We start from the raw sequence: 16,203 nt of genomic DNA, 5'->3' as shown, positions 1-16,203 counted from the left end.
GGAGACGTCGAGCAAAGACGGTGGTATTCCGAAAACAACAAACCCCGGCTAAATAACCGGGGTTTGTCAGCAGTCTGGGCCGCGTGGAATGCACGCGGCCTTTTTGAGTTCAGGGAGTAGCGGGAGCTATACCCGCTTAGTTACAGGTCGGATTGTTGGGATCGGCCTGCGCGGGCGCCGGTGCGTTGTTCACCCAGCTGCAGTTGTAGGTCGCTGGTGCGGGTGAAGTACCCTCCTGAAGATTCAGCGTAATGGTGATGGTGCCTCGACCGGTTTCCGTCGGGCAGCCCACGGGGGACTGGGAACCCTCGTTGTCTCCGCTTTCGGTGCTGATGGAGACTGGGACGGAGAAGGCGCCATAGCTGGTGTTGTTGGGGACTGTCACTTCCTCCTGGCTGGCCAGTATACAGCCACCTTCAGCTTCCACCGTGATGGTGGAGTCGGCGGGTGGGCGATTGTTGAAGATGTCAGCGATATTGAAGAAGTAATTGTTGCCCTCGGAAACACTGGTGACGGAGCTGCCATTGCGGGTCAGGTCAAAGAACCAGCCGAAGGCTTCACCGGCCGACAGAATGAGGGTCGTGCTGGCCCGCACGTTGAGCAGGGACCGGCTACACCAGACACCATCGCCCTCGGGGGGGCAGAGCAGACCATTGTACCAAGCGGGGTTGGTGTTGCTGTTGTAGCGGTTGTCGTTGTTGAAGTCGACGAAGATTTCCTCGGCGCCGGAAATACAGGCAATCGAACTGGAGCCCTCGCAGGCTGCCCTGGCTGGGTCGAACAGTCCGTTCTCGTTGTGGTCGATAAAGGCTTCGGGCAGGTTGTCGAAAAGGTCTTGTTCGGCCTCGTCCATAATGCCGTTGCCGTTGCGGTCGATAAAGGATTCTTCGCCGATGGCCGTCACCAGGATCGTCGAGCGTCCGCCGCGAACCGGGCCGAGGTCACCGACAACGGGGCCGGTGCTATCGATGGTGATAACCGCGTTGCGGGTGTCGGGCAGTGTCGGATAACGGGGAGCCTGGCTGCGCCAGGTAACCGAGCAGCCGCCGTTGGTCGTGGTGCAGCTCGGGTCAATGGAGCCGTACTCGGTGGTGAACACCGCGCTGGTACCATCGGGGACGGGGTTGTTGAACTTGTCGGCCATACGCACGTTGATTGTCCGCTCGATGCCATCGACGCTGAAGCCATTCTCCACCACAAAGCCCTCGGTTACCGAGAGGCTGATGGAGTTCTGGTCCGGCAGGCCGGTGCTGACGGTGAGAATGTCGGACACGGTGGACAGAGTCTGGCCCGTGCCGTCGCCTGCCAGGACGGAAGCGATGACCCGCACCGCAGTGGCCACATCGCCTGACAGCAGGGTGACCTGTACCAGTCCATCGTCATCGCTGGTGTCGGAACTGGGGGTCAGGGCGAGACCGCCGATGGAGGTGGTCAGGGAGAAATTGACGTCCACGTCAGGCAGTGGGTTATTGCTGGAGTCCACCACCCGGAAAGTCACGATGGAAGATTCCTGGCGGTTGGCGCCGCCGCCGGTGCCCTTGAGTACGATCAGGTCGGGATCGGCGCTGACAAAGGTCAGGCTGTTGGCCCGGGGCGAACCGATGCTCAGGGTGACAAATGCCGTGCCGCTGCTGCCGCTGAGGGTGGCGGTGATTTCGTCGTCACCAGCACAGTCAATGGCAGTGAAGGTCGTGGTCGCACTGCCAGTAGATGTCTCCAGTGGGCTCGCGGGGTCGAGTTCGGCTTTGCCCGTAGCCAGGCAGTTACTGCGCAGGGTGACGCTTTCGGTGCTGGTGACCCGCTCGCCATTCTCGTCGACGATATCGACAAACAGCTCAGCGCTGCCGCGGTAGACCAGGTCGGTGCCCGGGTTCACGCCGATTTCATTTTCGATGAACAGTCCGTCTTCAAAATGTCCCAGACGCAGGCCGGGAGAGCCCACCTGGTAGTTGAGGGTCTGGGTGGTTTCCACGCCGTCGTCGTTGGTGACGCTGGCGGTGATGGCGCCGGCCCCTCGGTCGCTACCGGCTTCGAGGGTAAACACGGCGAAGCCTTCACTGTTACTGAGCGCGGTAGCCGGGGTCAGGGTGCCGAGATCGGCCTGAGCGCTCACCAGGGCGTCAGAGATGGCCGCGCCATTGGCGCTCCTGCGGGAGACTTTTACCCGCAGGGTCATCGGCCGGGAAGTCGAGACGGTATTGGTCGGGTTGCCGTCGGCATCCTCGAGGGTCAGGGTCAGGAAGTAGGCATCTTCGGTGCCGCCATCGCCGGGACCATCGATGAAGCCGCCGCCACCGCCACCACCTCCGCCTCCGCAGGCGGTCATCAGTGCAGTAATGGCGACGAGTGCCGCCAGGCGGCTGAAGAGAGTGGCAAACCGAGTGATCATTATCTTCCCCTTGTGCCCGCTTTTATAGAAGCTCTTGTTGGTCAGAAGCTTTTTGGCGTCCTGATGGTCGTTATTCCCCGGCGATAAAAGCCGGTCGGGACCCATCCCGTTTATTGTTACCGCCACAGGTTACCATGGTTATTACACAAAAAAACGATGGATAACATGGCGATACGGACTTTTTGTGATTTTCTCCCGAAACAGCGGAAAGCGGTGCCTGAGCCCGGTAGAAACGGGTGGTGCACCAGGGGGGCGATAGCGCCCCGTTAATCGGGGTTTGTCAGGAGATCGGCGCGAGATCGAGCAATGTCAGGATTGATCGCAGCTTAATTTCAGCCTGCTTCTGCGCTACAAAAGACCGGCGACACCCAGTAGCTTGACCGCACCGAGGCCAAAGGCCACGGCCACCACCACAGTGCCGAGCACGTTGGCGACAGGTCCGTTGGTGAAATCCCCGAGCAGGCTCCGCTGATTCATCACGACCAGCAGGAACACCGCGACGATGGGCAGCAGGAATCCGTTGGCCACCTGGGCAAACAGAATCGCCGTGAGCGGTTTGCTGCCGAGGGCGGCGAAGGCGGTGCCGGTGCCCAGTACCAGCAGCCAGACCAGGCGAAAGCCCGGCGCCGACAACTGGTTGCGCCAGCCCAGCGCACCGCACACTGCATAGGCCGCCGCCAGCGGTGCGGTGATGGCGCTGGTCAGTCCCCCCGCGAATAGCCCGGCGGCAAAGACGTAACGGGCCCAGCTACCGAGCAGGGGCTCGAGCTGGATGGCCAGCGATTCGCCGGTGAACGCAATTCCGGTGCCGAAAAACGCTGCCGCCGCAGTGCTGAGAATGGCGAGGGTAATCAGGCCCCCTACGCCTATGGAGAGCCCGGTATCGAGCCGGGCTTCGGCCAGGGCCTCACTGGTGGGAGCGGAGGCCGGCCATTTTTCGCGCACGGCGTTGGCGTGCAGGAACAGGTTATAGGGTACGACGGTGGTGCCGATGAGGGCGATCACCGTCATTACCGAGCCGTCGGGCAGGCTGGGCTTGAGCATCCCCTCCAGAATCGCCGTGGGGGAGGGAGCGACTTTCCAGGCCGTCAGCAGAAACACGGCGCTCATCACCAGCACCAGGAGGATCAGTGCTGACTCCAGCAACTTGTAGTGGCCGCTGGCCAGCAGGCCGGCCGCGGCCAGGCCGATGACCAGTGCCCACAGCCCGCTGCCCAGGGGGCTGACGAGGTCCAGGGCGAGGGCCGCGCCGGCGATATTGCCCGCTTCGTAGGCGGCGTTGCCAAAGCCGACTGCGGCGACCACCAGCAGCACCGCGCCACGGCCGAGAATCGGACTGTGAAAGTAGCTGCGCAGCGCTTCAGCCAGGCCCGCCCGGGTGACCAGGCCCAGGCGGGCAGCCATTTCCTGGAGGACGATGGTGGCGACCACGGAAAATAGCAGGGCCCAGAGCAGGGCAAACCCAAACTGGGCTCCGGCACTGCTGGCAGTGGTGATCGTGCCGGGGCCAATGAAGGCCGCCGTCACCAGCAGCCCCGGGCCGAACTTGCGCAGGAAACCGGTCGCTGTTGAGCTTGTCGCTGCCATGAGAAGAGTCCACCCGGGAGAAAATACAGCGCAGATAGTAACAGCCGGGACGGGACTTGTGGGCGCCATCGTCGTTACTTGCCCGGGGTGAACTGCTACCATGCGCGCCATGTCCCTGCCCGCACCAAGCCTGTCTGTCTCCCTGGTTGTCTACCAGAGTGACCGGCAATTGTTGTCGGCCACCCTGGACAGCCTGGAATTCGCAGTTGCCCGGGCCCGGGAGTGCGGCGCTCTGCAGGCGCCGGTCGTGCTGACGCTGGTGGATAACCGCTCACCGGAAAACTACCGCAGCCAGATACAGCCGCTGCTGGAACGGGACAGCGACGGGCTGGTCTGCAGGTGGCAACCCCAGGAGGAAAACCTCGGTTTCGGCGGCGGGCACAATCGGGTCCTGCGGTTGGCGAAGAGTGACCTGCACCTCATATTGAATCCCGACGTGGAGCTGGCCGCTGATGCGCTGGCGCAGGCCCTTCATTGGCTCGCTGACAATCCCGACACGGTCCTGGTGGCACCCGCTGCCAGGGGCGGCAGCGGAGAGGTCGAGTTCCTGTGCAAGCGTTACCCCTCGGTACTGCTATTGCTGGCGCGGGCCAGCGGCCAGCGCTGGATCCAGCGGATGCTGGACAAGCGCCTGGCGCATTACGAGATGCGCGAACTGGCGGCCGCGACGGATCCGGTGGAAGTGCCGCTGGTCAGCGGATGTTGCATGCTGGCGCGGACTGCGGCGCTGCAGTCGGTAGGGGGGTTCGACGAGGCCTTCTTCATGTACTTCGAGGATTTTGATCTCTCAATCCGCCTGGCCGCTAGCGGCCGGGTGGTGTTTGTCCCGGCGATGCATATCGTCCACCACGGAGGCTACGCGGCCAGCAAAGGCTGGCGGCATATCCGTATGTTTGGCCGTTCGGCGCTGATATTCTTCCGCCGTCATGGCTGGCGCCTGCTGTAGGGTCAACCCCAAAACCTGATAGACTGGGCCCTTTCACTACCCTGGCCAACCCACCTGTCCACCATGCCCTCAACCCGTCTCCAGACTCTTCGTCAGCACGCCTATCTCGAGGCGCTCGGCGTCAGTTGTTACGTCTCCCGGCAGGATTTGCCCGGAGCAGCGCCGGGGCGAAGACAGCAGTGGCAGCCGCAGTCAACCGGGCCTGTTGTCGGGTCGACTATGCCGCCGCAGCCGCTCACGGCTCCCGGCGGCTCGCCGCCGGCAATCCCCCCGGTGCTGGAACGTCCCGTGTCCCGGCGCCAGGGCAACGTCGAACCGCCTTCACCCGAGGTGCCCCTTCCGGCGTCGCGCTCGCCGGGACCTGTCGCGCACTTCACCCTCTGTGCCGTGGTCGCCGGGCCTTTTTTATGGCTGGAAGCGTTGCCCAATGAGGTGTTGGGAAAGGATCAGGTCCGCCTGATCCGGGGGATGGCGCAGGCATTAGGTGCCGTTAACGCGGTACAGGTGTCGCAGTTTGACTGGCCTCCCCACAACAATCGCCAGCTCGACCTGGGCGAGGAGGCAGCCAGAGCCGCCCTGCACAGCTTTCTGGCGCGCCAGATGGAGCAGCAGGGCTGCCGGGCCATCGTGGTGCTCGGTGAAGCCGCGGCTCGCCATTTTGGTGACCGCTTTACCCGTGCGTCTGGTGTCGATACCCCGTGTGTTACCGCACCGGCCAGCACAGCTGACATGCTCGCGGACCCACAGCAAAAACGGGCCGTATGGGAAGCAATCCGCCCGTTGCGGAGCACCAGAACGGCGTGACTGTGCAATTGCGCCGAGCAGTGCCGGCGGATGTGCCTGCCATGGCTGACATCGACGCAGCGGTTTCTCCCTCTCCCTGGACTACGGCACAATTTCTTGAGGCCGTAGTGGGCGAGGAGGGGCGTGACTACACCCTGGTAGCGGACATCGCGGGGGTGGTGTCGGGCTTTGTGGTTTGTCAGTGCGTGGTGGGTGAACTCAGTGTGCACAACGTCGCTGTGGCCCCCGGCGCACAGCGCCAGGGGCTCGCGAGTAGTCTCTTGCGGAGGGCTATCGCCGAAGCCGGCAAAGAGGCGCAGCGCTGCCTGCTGGAGGTGCGCGCCTCGAATGCCCCGGCCCTCGCGTTGTATCGCCGGCTGGGGTTTGGCGAGGATGGGCGACGCCCCAATTATTACCCGTGTGCAGGGGGCCGCGAGGATGCGGTACTGATGTCACTTGAATCAGGAGCAGAACGTGAACGTGCTTGAGACCGAATGGTGGAGCATGCTGGTACCACCGGAGTGGTGGGCAGAAGCAGAGGAAGACACCATCCTGGTGGGTGACCTCGACGACGTTGGCTGCATCGAAATGAGCACCTTGCACAAGGAAGGTGGCGTGTTCGATGCTACCGAAGTATTGCAAATTGCCGGGTCTGAAACGCCCGGCCCGCTGCAATGGCGCAAGGTACAGTGCGGCGACTTCGCCGGTGTGAGCACGGACTTTGTCGAGGACAGTGCGGCGATCAGGGAGTGGTACCTCTACGCGGGCGCGATGCTCCTGTTTGTCACCTACAGCTGTGACGAGGAAAACCGGGGCATGGATGATCCTGCGGTCGATGAAATACTGGATACCCTCAACGTACTCAACGCCTCGTAGGGCGGTAGCGCCCCGTCAGGAAATCGTACCGGTCACCCGCACCCGCTTGGCACCCTTGACCGGTTGCGCCTTGCGCGCGTCCTGGCGGCGCTTGATCTGGCGGTCGATCAGGTTTTTGCCTGCAATCAGCAGGCCGGTGAAAATAAATGCGCCAGGGGGCAGGATGGCCAGCAGGAAGGCCTGGTAGTCCTCCACCAGTACCACTTTCCAGTCAGCCGCAGCCGGACCGAACAGCAGGTCCATGTTGGCGAACAGGGCGCCGGTACCCAGCAGCTCCCGCAGGGCGCCGAGGAGTACCAAGATGATCCCGAAACCCAGCCCCATCATCAGTCCGTCACACATGGCCAGCGGCAGGGGGTTCTTGCTGGCGTAGGCGTCCGCGCGGCCGAGGATGACGCAGTTGGTGGTGATCAGCGGCAGGAAGATGCCGAGAATCTGGTACAACTCGTAGGTGAAGGCCTGCATCAGGAGTTCGATACAGGTCACCGCCGCAGCAATGATCATCACGAAGACCGGCAGTCGAACGGCATCGGAGACGACATTGCGAATCAGCGAAACCGCGGTATTGGAACACAGCAGAACCAGGGTGGTAGCCGCCGCCAGGCCGAGGGCATTGACCACGCTGCCCGTGACGGCCAGTAGTGGGCAGAGGCCCAACAGCTGGACGATGGCCGGGTTGTTCTTCCACAAGCCGTTAAGGGAAAGTTCGCGGTAGTCTGCTGCCGCCATCAGTGTGCTCCACTGTCCGCCGGGGCGGGTTGGGTTGCTGTGTCGGGGCCGTCGGCGAACAGTTCGCCGTGCCGCGTGCGCGCATATTCCAGTGCCCCTCTGGTTGCCGTTACCACGGCCCTTGGAGTAATGGTAGCACCGGTGAACTGGTCGAAGGCGCCACCGTCTTTTTTGACGGCCCATCGCTCCACGGACGGGTCATCCAGGGAGCGGCCGTCAAATCCCAGCACCCAGTCGGATTTATTCAGGTCCACCTTGTCGCCCAGCCCCGGGGTCTCCCGGTGATTGAGTACCCGTACACCGGCTACCGTGCCGTCGCGATTGACCCCAACGATGAGGTCGATGGCACCGGAGTAACCGTCCGGTGCAGTCACCGGCAGAATCACGGCGGCGGCTTGTCGGCCCCGGCGCGCAATATAGGCAGAGCGGGGCTGCTTGAGTCCGAGTTCTCCCGGGGGAATCGCCAGCGTGTCATCCAGCATGTTGTTGTCGTGGCGCTCGTCGGGAACGATCTCCAGCAGGGCTTTCTCCTCGGCCTGGCGCTGGGCCGCGGCGATGCGGTCGCGGGTGAGCAGGTAGGTACCTGCAATCAGCAGGGTGGTGATGACGGCAAATACACCCAGTAGCAGGCTGTTGCGGCTGATGGACTGGCCCAGCATCACTCGTCCCCCCCGCTGCGCTGTGGTTTCCGGTGGCCGTAGGTGCGCGGCTGGGTGTAGTGGTCGATAAAGGGTGCGGCGAAGTTCATGATCAGCACGGCAAAGGCCACGGCGTCCGGGTAATTGCCCCACACCCGGATCAGGTAGACCAGCAGGCCGGCCAGGGCCCCGTACACCAGCCTTCCCCTTACCGAGACCGCCGATGTCACCGGGTCGGTCACAATGAAGAAGGCACCGAACATGGTGGCCCCGCTCAGCAGGTGGAACAGGGGCGAGCCTCCGCTGGCGGAGCTGCCGCCGTCGTAAAACAGGGCTGCCATCAGTGCCAGTACCGCGAGAAAGGCAAGGGGGGCATGCCAGGTGAAAATACGGCGGTACAACAGCCAGGCGCCGCCAGCGAGGAAGGCGATATTGGCCCACTCCCAGCCCAGACCACCCCAGCGGCCGAAGACGGGCTGTGAAGCCCACAGGTTGTCGACCAGCAGGCTGTTGTTCTGCTTCAGCACGTCCAGGGGGGTGGCGGCGGTGACACCATCGAAGGCTCCCGGGGTGAAACAGGCCCGCAGGGCGTCGAGCAGTCCGGGGACCTCGCCGATACCGCGGGGCGCTTCCCAGCTGGTCATCTGGACCGGGAAGGAAATCAGCAATACCACGTAACCGACCATGGCCGGATTGAAGGGGTTGTAGCCGAGGCCGCCGTAGAGGTGCTTGGCCAGCAGGATGGCGGAGGCCATCCCCACGCCGATCAGCCACCAGGGGGAATAAGGCGGCATGGCGATGCCCAGCAGCACCGCCGTGACCAGCGCACTGCAGTCCCGCAGGTAGATGCCCAGCTCGCGACCCCGCAGCTTCAGGGCCAGGGCTTCAAAGGCCACAGCCAGCAGGCCGCCCCAGACAATGTTGACCAGGGTGCCGAAGCCAAAAAAGTGGGTTAATACCGCAATCCCGGGCAGCGTGGCCAGCAACACCTGCTGCATGACCCTGGGGGTGCTCATGGGGCCGTGGGCGTGTGGGGATGTGACGCGCAGCAATGCCATCAGCCGTTCTCCGCCTCGCTCAGCTCGGATTCAAGGGCGCTGACCTTTTCCTTCAGGCGCTCTACCGTCGCTTCCAGGGCATTCACAATCTTGTCCTCTTCGCCCGCTTCGCGGCCCTCCTGCAAGCGTTTTTCCGACTTTGCCAGGCGGGTCCGCAGACTCTCCAGTTGTTTGCGTGCTTTCTCCTCGGGGCTCAGTTCCGCCTCGGCGGCGCGCGCTGCCTTGGCTTTTTCGATGGCCGCTTCTGCCGCGCTCATGGTAGGAGGCGTAGCGGGTGTTTCTTCGGCTGACGGAGCCTTGCCAGCTTGCGCCAGATAGTCGGCCAGGGCTTTCTCGGCTGCCTCGAGCTTGGTGCGTGTCTTGTCCACACCGGTTTGCAGGGCGTCCACCAGGTCGGAGCCCTCGGCCTTCGCCTGTTCCAGCTTGCCGGTGGCGGTGTCCAGCCGTTTGCGGACGCTGGTTACGGCCTTTTCCAGCTTCTCCTGTTCGTTTTCGCTGCCCGCAGCCTGCTGCTGGGCGGCCTTCTTCGCTTTGGCTCGCTCGATGGCTGCCTGGATCGGATCGACCTCCGCTTCAGAGGCATCGGCGGCGGCCGCTTGCTGGGCGCGTTGCTCGGCGGCTTTCTTGCGCGCGGCGCGCTTGGCTTCTTTCTCGGCCTCTTCCCGGGCCAGGCGCTCCTGGCGAGCTTCAAAGCGGATCCGTGATTGCTCGGACTTCTCATGATCCCGACGCTGTTGCAGGATCTCCGCCTTGGAGGCCCGGTAATACTGCACCAGGGGGATATTGCTGGGGCAGGCCCAGGAGCAGGCGCCGCACTCGATGCAGTCGAACAGGTTGTGCTGCTCGAGCTTTTCGTACTCCTTGCCGCGGGCGAACCAGAACAGTTGCTGCGGCAGCAGGCTGGCGGGGCAGGCTTCGGCACACAGGCCGCAGCGAATGCAGGCTTGGGCGGGTGGCGGCGCAGGCAATTCAGCCGGGCTCGGGGCCAGCAGGCAGTTGCTGGTCTTCACCACCGGGACCGCGGTGTCCGTCAGGGTGAAGCCCATCATGGGGCCCCCCATGATCAGGCGCTGGTTGCGGCCCGGCTCGAAGCCGGCGAGGTCGAGCAGGTATTGCATGGGCGTACCGAGCAGGACCTGGAAGTTACCGGCCCGGGCAACGGCCTCACCGGTAACGGTGGTCACCCGGGAAATCAGCGGTTTGCCGAGAACGACAGCTTCGTACACCGCCACGGCGGTGCCGACGTTCTGGCACACGATCCCCACGTCGGCGGGCAGGCCACCGCTGGGCACCTGGCGGCCGGTGAGTATCTCGATCAGTTGTTTCTCGCCCCCGGAGGGGTACTTGGTGGGAAACACCACGATCTCGATGCCGGTACCCTCGGCTGCAGCCTGCAGCGCCAGGATACCCTCCGGCTTGTTGTCTTCAACGCCGATCAGGGTTGCCTGCGGACCCACAATGTGGCGCAGGATATCCGCCCCTGCCACGATGTCTGCCGCCCGTTCGCGCATGAGGGCGTCATCGGCCGTGATGTAGGGCTCGCACTCGGTGCCGTTGATGATCAGGGTGTCGACAGTGGCGCCGGGCTTCTCCCGCAGTTTGACCGCGGAGGGAAATCCCGCGCCGCCCATCCCGGCGATGCCGGCCTCGCGAATCAGTTCCAGCAAGTCTCCCGGGCTTTCACCCTCGAAGTTCTCCACCCCGCGGTGGGGCAGCCATTCATCCTGGCCGTCACAGTCGATCACGATACAGGGGGCATAAAAACCCGAGGGGTGGGGGATCGCCCGTTCCTCGATGGCGGCCACAGTGCCGGAACTCGGGGCGTGCTGCGACACGCTGACAAAACCATTGGCGTCGGCGATGACCTGGCCTTTCAGCACCCGGTCTCCCACCGCCACGATGGGGGTGGAGGGCGCGCCGATATGCTGTGACAGGGGAATCACCAGTTGGGGAGGGATGCCGGCATCCCGGATGGGTTCGCCCAGCGACTGGTGCTTGTTCTCCGGCGGGTGAATGCCGCCGTGAAAATCGAAAATTTTCCTCATGCGGCGCGATCGCTGTCCTGTGCCGGTGTTTCCGCCGTTAAGGCCAGGCTGTCAGTGGCGATGATGTCGACGTTGGCCCGGCCCAGTTCGGGCAGCTTCCAGTGCCAGGTTTGCAGTGTCTCCTCCTGGGGAATCATGTCAATGCAGTCCACCGGGCAGGGCTCCACACAGAGGTCACAGCCGGTGCACTCGCTGGCGATGACCGTGTGCATCTGTTTGGCGGCGCCGAGAATGGCATCCACAGGACAGGCCTGGATGCACTTGGTGCAGCCGATACACTCGTCTTCGCGGATATAGGCAATGGATTTGACCTTCTCCTCGCCGTGCTCTTCGTCCAGCGGGATGGCTTCCACATCCAGCAGGTCCGCCAGGGCCTGGATAGTGGCCTCACCGCCGGGTGGGCACTTGTTGATGGCTTCCCCCTCGGCGATGGCTTCGGCATAGGGGCGACAGCCGGGATGGCCGCACTGGCCGCACTGGGTCTGGGGCAGGATGGCGTTGATCTGGTCGGCGATGGGGTCGCCTTCGGTTTTGAAGCGCACGGCCGCAAAACCCAGCAGGGCGCCGAAGATTGCGCCGAGGCCCACCAGGGCAAACAGGGCGGCCAGCAGCGGGTATTGTGCAATCAGCTCAAACATCGCGCTCAGACCAGTCCGGCAAAACCCATAAAGGCCAGTGACATCAGCCCGGCGGTGACCATACCGATAGCGGCCCCCTTGAAGGGCTCCGGAACATCGGCCACGGCCAGGCGTTCACGCATGGCGGCGAACAGCACCAGCACCAGCGAGAAACCCACGGCAGCGCCGAAGCCATAAAACAGGGACTGAAGGAAGTTGTGTTCCTTGTTGATGTTGAGCAGGGCCACCCCGAGTACCGCGCAATTGGTGGTGATCAGCGGCAGGTAGACGCCGAGTACCCGGTGCAGCAACGGGCTGCTCTTGCGTACCACCATCTCGGTAAATTGCACCACGACCGCGATGACCAGGATGAAGGAGATGGTACGCAGGTACTCCAGCCCGAGGGGCGACAGCAGGTAGTTGAACACCAGGTAGCTGCAGACAGAGGCCAGCGTCAGCACGAAGGTGGTGGCGGCCGACATGCCCATGGCCGTTTCCAGTTTGTTGGATACGCCCATGAAAGGGCACAGCCCGAGGAACTGTACCAGCACGAAGTTGTTGACCAGAATGGCGCTGATCAACAGGATGGAATAGTCAGCCAGCATGGAGTCAGTGTCTTTGAATTAACGTCGTTTGCTGCGCGGGATGCAGGCCCCGCGTCAAAGCCCCAAAGTCAAACGACTAATGGTAAGTAGTTCACGCGGGGCAGACAACTCGTCATTTGTCATAAGCTCATAACCGCCGGGGCTGGTTCGGGGTTCTGCACCCGGACCGACCCGGCGGGTTGCGGCCGGGGCTACTTGACCTGCATGCCGGGCCTGGCGCCCGCGTGGGGTTCCAGCAGGAAAATGTCCTTGCCGCCGGGGCCGGCCGCCAGCACCATACCCTCGCTGACGCCAAAGCGCATCTTGCGCGGGGCCAGGTTGGCGACCATGACGGTCAGTTTGCCCACCAGGTTCTCGGGGGCGTAGGCCGCCTTGATGCCGGCGAACACCTGGCGCTGGCCATCGCCGAGACTCAGGGTGAGGCGCAGGAGTTTGTCGGCGCCCTCGACATGGTCGGCGGCGACAATTTCCGCGACCCGCAGATCCACCTTGGCGAAGTCCTCGAAGGCGATGGTGTTGTCCTCTTCCCCGGCGGGTTCTGCTGCTGGCTGGGGAGATGACGCCGCGGTTTTGGCGGCAGCTTCCGCGGTAGCGGGCGCCTGTTCCCGGCTCGCTTCGACCATGGCTTCGATCTGCTTGGGATCGATACGGGTAATGAGCGGCTTGAACTTCTCCAACCGGTGGTCGCACAGGGGCGCCTCCAGGGCGGTCCAGTCCAGGCTGTGGTTGAGGAAGGCCTCGGACTTTTCCGCCATCGCCGGCAGTACGGGCTTCAGGTAGGTCATCAGCACCCGGAACAGGTTGATGCCCACGCTGCACACCGCGTGGACCTCGGCCTCACTGCCTTCTTCCTTGGCCAGCACCCAGGGCTTCTTCTCGTCGATGTACTGGTTGGCGCGGTCCGCCAGGGCCACGATTTCGCGAATGGCCTTGTTGAACTCGCGGCCTTCGTACAGCGCGGCGATGTCCTGTCCGGCCTCTATAAAAGACTGCACCAGCTCGGGCTCGGCGCAGTTCGGGGTCAGGGTGTTGTCGAAGCCCTTGCGCAGGAAGCCGGCGCAGCGGCTGGCGATATTTACCACTTTGCCCACCACGTCCGCGTTGACCCGCTGGACGAAGTCTTCCAGGTTGAGGTCGATATCATCCACTGAGGCGCTGAGCTTGGCGGCGAAGTAATAGCGCAGGTACTCGGCATCGAGATGCTCGAGATAGGTACTGGCCTTGATGAAAGTGCCGCGGCTCTTGGACATCTTGGTCCCGTTCACCGTGAGGAAACCGTGGGCGTAAATGGCGGTGGGGGTGCGCAGCCCGGCCGAGTGCAGCATCGCCGGCCAGAACAGGCCGTGGAAATTGATGATGTCCTTGCCGATGAAGTGGTACAGCTCGGCCTGCGAATTTTTCTGCCAGTAGCTGTCAAAGTCCAGGCCCGCGCGCTCACAGTAATTCTGGAAACTGGCCATGTAGCCGATGGGAGCGTCCAGCCAGACGTAGAAGTACTTGCCCGGGGCGTCGGGGATCTCAAAGCCGAAGTAGGGTGCATCGCGACTGATATCCCACTCCTGCAGGCCGGCGTCCAGCCATTCACGCAGTTTGTTGGCGATCTGCGGTTGCAGGGTGCCGGAGCCGGTCCACTCCTTGAGCATGTCGCTGAAGGCGGGGAGCGTAAAGAAGTAGTGCTCGGACTCCCGGTCCACCGGAGTGGCCCCGGACAGTGCCGATACCGGGTCGATCAGGTCAGCGGGGGTGTAGGTGGCGCCGCAGGCCTCACAGTTGTCGCCGTACTGGTCGGGCGTTTTGCACTTGGGGCAGGTGCCCTTGATGAAGCGATCCGCCAGAAACAGTTCTTTTTCCGGGTCGAAGGCCTGGGTGATGGCGCGGGTGGCAATGTGCCCGTTAGCGCGCAGGCGACGGTAGATCTCTTCGCTCCAGGCACGGTTTTCCGGCGAGTGGGTGCTGTAGTAGTTATCGAATCCGATGAGGAAGCCCGCGGTGTCCTTTTCGTGTTCCGCCTGGACCCGCTTGATCTGTTCCTCGGGAGTGATGCCGAGTTTCTCCGCGGTCAGCATGATGGCGGTGCCGTGGGCGTCGTCCGCGCACACGTAGTGGCAGCGGTGGCCCCGGGACTTCTGGAAGCGCACCCACATGTCGGTCTGCACCATCTCCAGCAAGTGGCCCAGGTGGAGTGAGCCATTGGCGTAGGGAAGGGCGCTGGTTACCAGGATATCGCGGGTGCTGCTGTCAGCCATTGTCTGCCTGTGGAGTCGGGTGCAAAAAAAGGGGCGCCACTATAGCGCTTTTACCCGCGTTTTTCACCCGCCAGGCCAGGGTTTCCGCGGCTTTCGACCGGCCTCCAGCCGGGGGTGGCCATTGTTGCCGCGCCGGCGCCGGCGTATACTGCCGCCCTTTGCCCGAAAGGGCCCTGAAGGTCCCCGCGGGGCCGGCCGTCGCCGCTTGCGGCACCGGTAACCGATGGATCGCAGTGACCTCAATGTGCCCGGGAATGCACTCATGAACCAGATCAAGCACATCATCGCCGTTGCTTCCGGCAAAGGCGGCGTGGGCAAATCCACCACCGCCGTCAACCTCGCTCTTGCCCTGTACGCCGAGGGCGCCAGCGTGGGGCTGCTGGACGCCGATATTTACGGTCCGAGCCAGCAGCGTATGCTCGGGTTGGCGGAAGGTACGCGCCCACAGCAGGCCGACGGCGAGCGACTGTTGCCGGTGGAAGCCCACGGCCTGAAAACGATGTCCATGGGCTATCTGGCGGGTGAGCGCACACCGATGGTCTGGCGCGGGCCCATGGCCGGCAGTGCCCTGGCCCAGATGCTTGAGCAAACCGCCTGGGGTGAACTGGATTACCTGATCATCGACATGCCTCCCGGTACCGGGGACATTCAGCTGACCCTGTCGCAAAAGGCGACCGTGGCCGGCGCCGTGATCGTGACCACGCCCCAGGACATCGCCCTGCTGGACGCCCGCAAGGGTATCGAGATGTTCCGCAAGGTGGACGTGCCGATACTCGGCATTATCGAGAACATGGCAGTGCATGTGTGTAGCCAGTGCGGCCACAGTGAGCATGTCTTCGGCGCCGAGGGTGGCCGCCGGGTGGCCGCGGACTACGGGGTTCCCCTGCTGGCCAGCCTGCCGCTGGCCCTGTCCATTCGCGAGCAGACCGACGCCGGTCGGCCCACCGTGGTCTCCCATCCGGAGTCAGCGGAGGCGCAGGCCTACATCGATGCCGCCCGGGCCATCGCCGCCAGCCTTGCTGTCGAGGGTGGCGACAGCGGTGTGCGCCAGTTTCCCAACATCAGTATCAGCGACGACTAACACGGAGCAGCCAGAGCGTGAGCATCAAGTCAGACAAGTGGATTCGCCGCATGGCGGAAGAGGCGGGCATGATCGAGCCCTTCGCGCCGGGCCAGGTCCGGGCCGACGGTGACCGGCGGCTGATCTCCTACGGGACCTCCAGCTACGGCTACGACGTGCGCTGCTCGAACCAGTTCAAGGTGTTCACCAATATCAACTCCGCCACGGTGGACCCGAAGCATTTCGACGAGCAGAGCTTTGTCGACGTGGAAGGGGACGTCTGTGTGATTCCACCGAACTCCTTTGCCCTGGCCAGCACGGTGGAGTACTTCCGCATTCCGCGCAATGTGCTCACCATCTGCCTGGGCAAATCCACCTATGCCCGCTGCGGCATCATCGTCAACGTGACACCCCTGGAGCCGGAGTGGGAAGGGCATGTAACCCTGGAGTTTTCCAACACCACCACCCTGCCCGCCAAGATCTACGCCAACGAAGGTGTGGCACAGATGCTGTTCTTTGAGTCGGATGAGGTCTGTGAAACCAGCTACAAGGATCGCGGTGGCAAGTACCAGGGCCAGCGCGGGGTGACCCTGCCCAAGGCCTGACGGGCACTGACAGGTACAG

At 63.5% G+C, this 16,203-nt stretch carries 15 protein-coding genes; 6 read left to right on the top strand and 9 right to left on the bottom strand.

Features of this window, described 5'->3' with window-relative positions; genetic code table 11:
* Positions 1-136 precede the first annotated feature (136 nt).
* Positions 137-2,389, bottom strand: a complete 2,253-nt coding sequence (locus tag FV139_RS15815) for an Ig-like domain-containing protein (protein ID WP_148069419.1) — start codon at positions 2,387-2,389, stop codon at positions 137-139.
* 348 nt (positions 2,390-2,737) lie between these two features.
* A complete protein-coding gene (locus FV139_RS15810; RefSeq protein ID WP_148069418.1) occupies positions 2,738-3,976 on the bottom strand; it encodes an Nramp family divalent metal transporter in 1,239 nt (412 codons plus the stop codon).
* A gap of 100 nt (positions 3,977-4,076) precedes the next feature.
* Between FV139_RS15810 and FV139_RS15805 the strand changes: the two genes are divergently transcribed.
* From FV139_RS15805 to FV139_RS15790, 4 genes are all read left to right on the top strand, one after another.
* Positions 4,077-4,922 carry a glycosyltransferase family 2 protein gene (locus FV139_RS15805; RefSeq protein WP_148069417.1) on the top strand — a complete coding sequence of 282 codons (846 nt, stop codon included), beginning with the start codon at positions 4,077-4,079 and terminating at the stop codon, positions 4,920-4,922.
* A 273-nt stretch (positions 4,923-5,195) separates the two neighbouring features.
* The gene (locus FV139_RS15800; RefSeq protein ID WP_148069416.1) at positions 5,196-5,726 is read left to right on the top strand and encodes a hypothetical protein; all 531 of its coding nucleotides are present in this window, start codon (positions 5,196-5,198) and stop codon (positions 5,724-5,726) included.
* Positions 5,727-5,767: 41 nt separating this feature from the next.
* Positions 5,768-6,193, top strand: coding sequence for a ribosomal protein S18-alanine N-acetyltransferase (gene rimI, locus FV139_RS15795; protein ID WP_187276583.1), 426 nt, complete (start codon positions 5,768-5,770; stop codon positions 6,191-6,193).
* Positions 6,180-6,581, top strand: a complete 402-nt coding sequence (locus FV139_RS15790; protein ID WP_213004137.1) for a hypothetical protein — start codon at positions 6,180-6,182, stop codon at positions 6,579-6,581. The genes rimI and FV139_RS15790 overlap by 14 nt, the downstream gene beginning before the upstream one ends.
* Positions 6,582-6,596: 15 nt before the next feature.
* Here the strand turns inward: FV139_RS15790 and FV139_RS15785 are convergent, their stop codons facing one another.
* The 7 genes from FV139_RS15785 to metG all read right to left on the bottom strand — a co-directional run bounded on the left by FV139_RS15785 (position 6,597) and on the right by metG (position 14,519).
* Positions 6,597-7,310, bottom strand: coding sequence for an electron transport complex subunit E (locus FV139_RS15785; RefSeq protein ID WP_148069414.1), 714 nt, complete (start codon positions 7,308-7,310; stop codon positions 6,597-6,599).
* Complete coding sequence (gene rsxG / locus FV139_RS15780) at positions 7,310-7,969, bottom strand: electron transport complex subunit RsxG (protein ID WP_148069413.1); 660 nt, start codon at positions 7,967-7,969, stop codon at positions 7,310-7,312. Before rsxG ends, FV139_RS15785 begins: the two co-directional genes overlap by 1 nt.
* Positions 7,969-9,006: an electron transport complex subunit RsxD gene (rsxD, locus tag FV139_RS15775; RefSeq protein ID WP_148069412.1), complete on the bottom strand. Its 1,038-nt coding sequence runs from the start codon at positions 9,004-9,006 to the stop codon at positions 7,969-7,971. Before rsxD ends, rsxG begins: the two co-directional genes overlap by 1 nt.
* A complete protein-coding gene (gene rsxC / locus FV139_RS15770; RefSeq protein WP_148069411.1) occupies positions 9,006-11,051 on the bottom strand; it encodes an electron transport complex subunit RsxC in 2,046 nt (681 codons plus the stop codon). Before rsxC ends, rsxD begins: the two co-directional genes overlap by 1 nt.
* Positions 11,048-11,689, bottom strand: a complete 642-nt coding sequence (gene rsxB, locus FV139_RS15765; RefSeq protein WP_148069410.1) for an electron transport complex subunit RsxB — start codon at positions 11,687-11,689, stop codon at positions 11,048-11,050. Before rsxB ends, rsxC begins: the two co-directional genes overlap by 4 nt.
* 5 nt (positions 11,690-11,694) lie before the next feature.
* On the bottom strand, positions 11,695-12,273 hold the full coding sequence (gene rsxA / locus FV139_RS15760) for an electron transport complex subunit RsxA (protein WP_148069409.1): 579 nt from the start codon (positions 12,271-12,273) through the stop codon (positions 11,695-11,697).
* A gap of 191 nt (positions 12,274-12,464) precedes the next feature.
* Complete coding sequence (gene metG, locus FV139_RS15755) at positions 12,465-14,519, bottom strand: methionine--tRNA ligase (RefSeq protein WP_148069408.1); 2,055 nt, start codon at positions 14,517-14,519, stop codon at positions 12,465-12,467.
* 262 nt (positions 14,520-14,781) lie between these two features.
* Here metG and apbC point away from each other — a divergent pair, with 262 nt between their 5' ends.
* Positions 14,782-15,600 (top strand): iron-sulfur cluster carrier protein ApbC, encoded by an 819-nt coding sequence (gene apbC, locus FV139_RS15750; RefSeq protein ID WP_148069407.1) that lies wholly within the window; start codon positions 14,782-14,784, stop codon positions 15,598-15,600.
* 17 nt (positions 15,601-15,617) lie between these two features.
* Entirely contained in the window at positions 15,618-16,184 is a 567-nt protein-coding gene (gene dcd / locus FV139_RS15745) for a dCTP deaminase (RefSeq protein ID WP_148069406.1), read from the top strand.
* Positions 16,185-16,203 lie beyond the last annotated feature (19 nt).

It is taken from the genome of Parahaliea maris (assembly GCF_008064665.1).
Classification (GTDB): domain Bacteria; phylum Pseudomonadota; class Gammaproteobacteria; order Pseudomonadales; family Halieaceae; genus Parahaliea; species Parahaliea maris.
The sequence above is the reverse complement of the archived record's forward strand: the minus strand, read 5'-3'. Positions and strand labels throughout refer to the sequence as shown.

Bases quoted from the DNA above. Each gene is read 5' to 3' on its own strand.
- rsxB (WP_148069410.1), bottom strand. From the start codon at position 11,689: ATGTTTGAGCTGATTGCACAATACCCGCTGCTGGCCGCCCTGTTTGCC.
- FV139_RS15810 (WP_148069418.1), bottom strand. From the start codon at position 3,976: ATGGCAGCGACAAGCTCAACAGCGACCGGTTTCCTGCGCAAGTTCGGC.
- rsxC (WP_148069411.1), bottom strand. From the start codon at position 11,051: ATGAGGAAAATTTTCGATTTTCACGGCGGCATTCACCCGCCGGAGAAC.
- rimI (WP_187276583.1), top strand. From the start codon at position 5,768: ATGGCTGACATCGACGCAGCGGTTTCTCCCTCTCCCTGGACTACGGCA.
- rsxA (WP_148069409.1), bottom strand. From the start codon at position 12,273: ATGCTGGCTGACTATTCCATCCTGTTGATCAGCGCCATTCTGGTCAAC.
- FV139_RS15815 (WP_148069419.1), bottom strand. From the start codon at position 2,389: ATGATCACTCGGTTTGCCACTCTCTTCAGCCGCCTGGCGGCACTCGTC.
- FV139_RS15785 (WP_148069414.1), bottom strand. From the start codon at position 7,310: ATGGCGGCAGCAGACTACCGCGAACTTTCCCTTAACGGCTTGTGGAAG.
- metG (WP_148069408.1), bottom strand. From the start codon at position 14,519: ATGGCTGACAGCAGCACCCGCGATATCCTGGTAACCAGCGCCCTTCCC.
- rsxD (WP_148069412.1), bottom strand. From the start codon at position 9,006: ATGGCATTGCTGCGCGTCACATCCCCACACGCCCACGGCCCCATGAGC.
- rsxG (WP_148069413.1), bottom strand. From the start codon at position 7,969: ATGCTGGGCCAGTCCATCAGCCGCAACAGCCTGCTACTGGGTGTATTT.
- apbC (WP_148069407.1), top strand. From the start codon at position 14,782: ATGAACCAGATCAAGCACATCATCGCCGTTGCTTCCGGCAAAGGCGGC.
- FV139_RS15805 (WP_148069417.1), top strand. From the start codon at position 4,077: ATGCGCGCCATGTCCCTGCCCGCACCAAGCCTGTCTGTCTCCCTGGTT.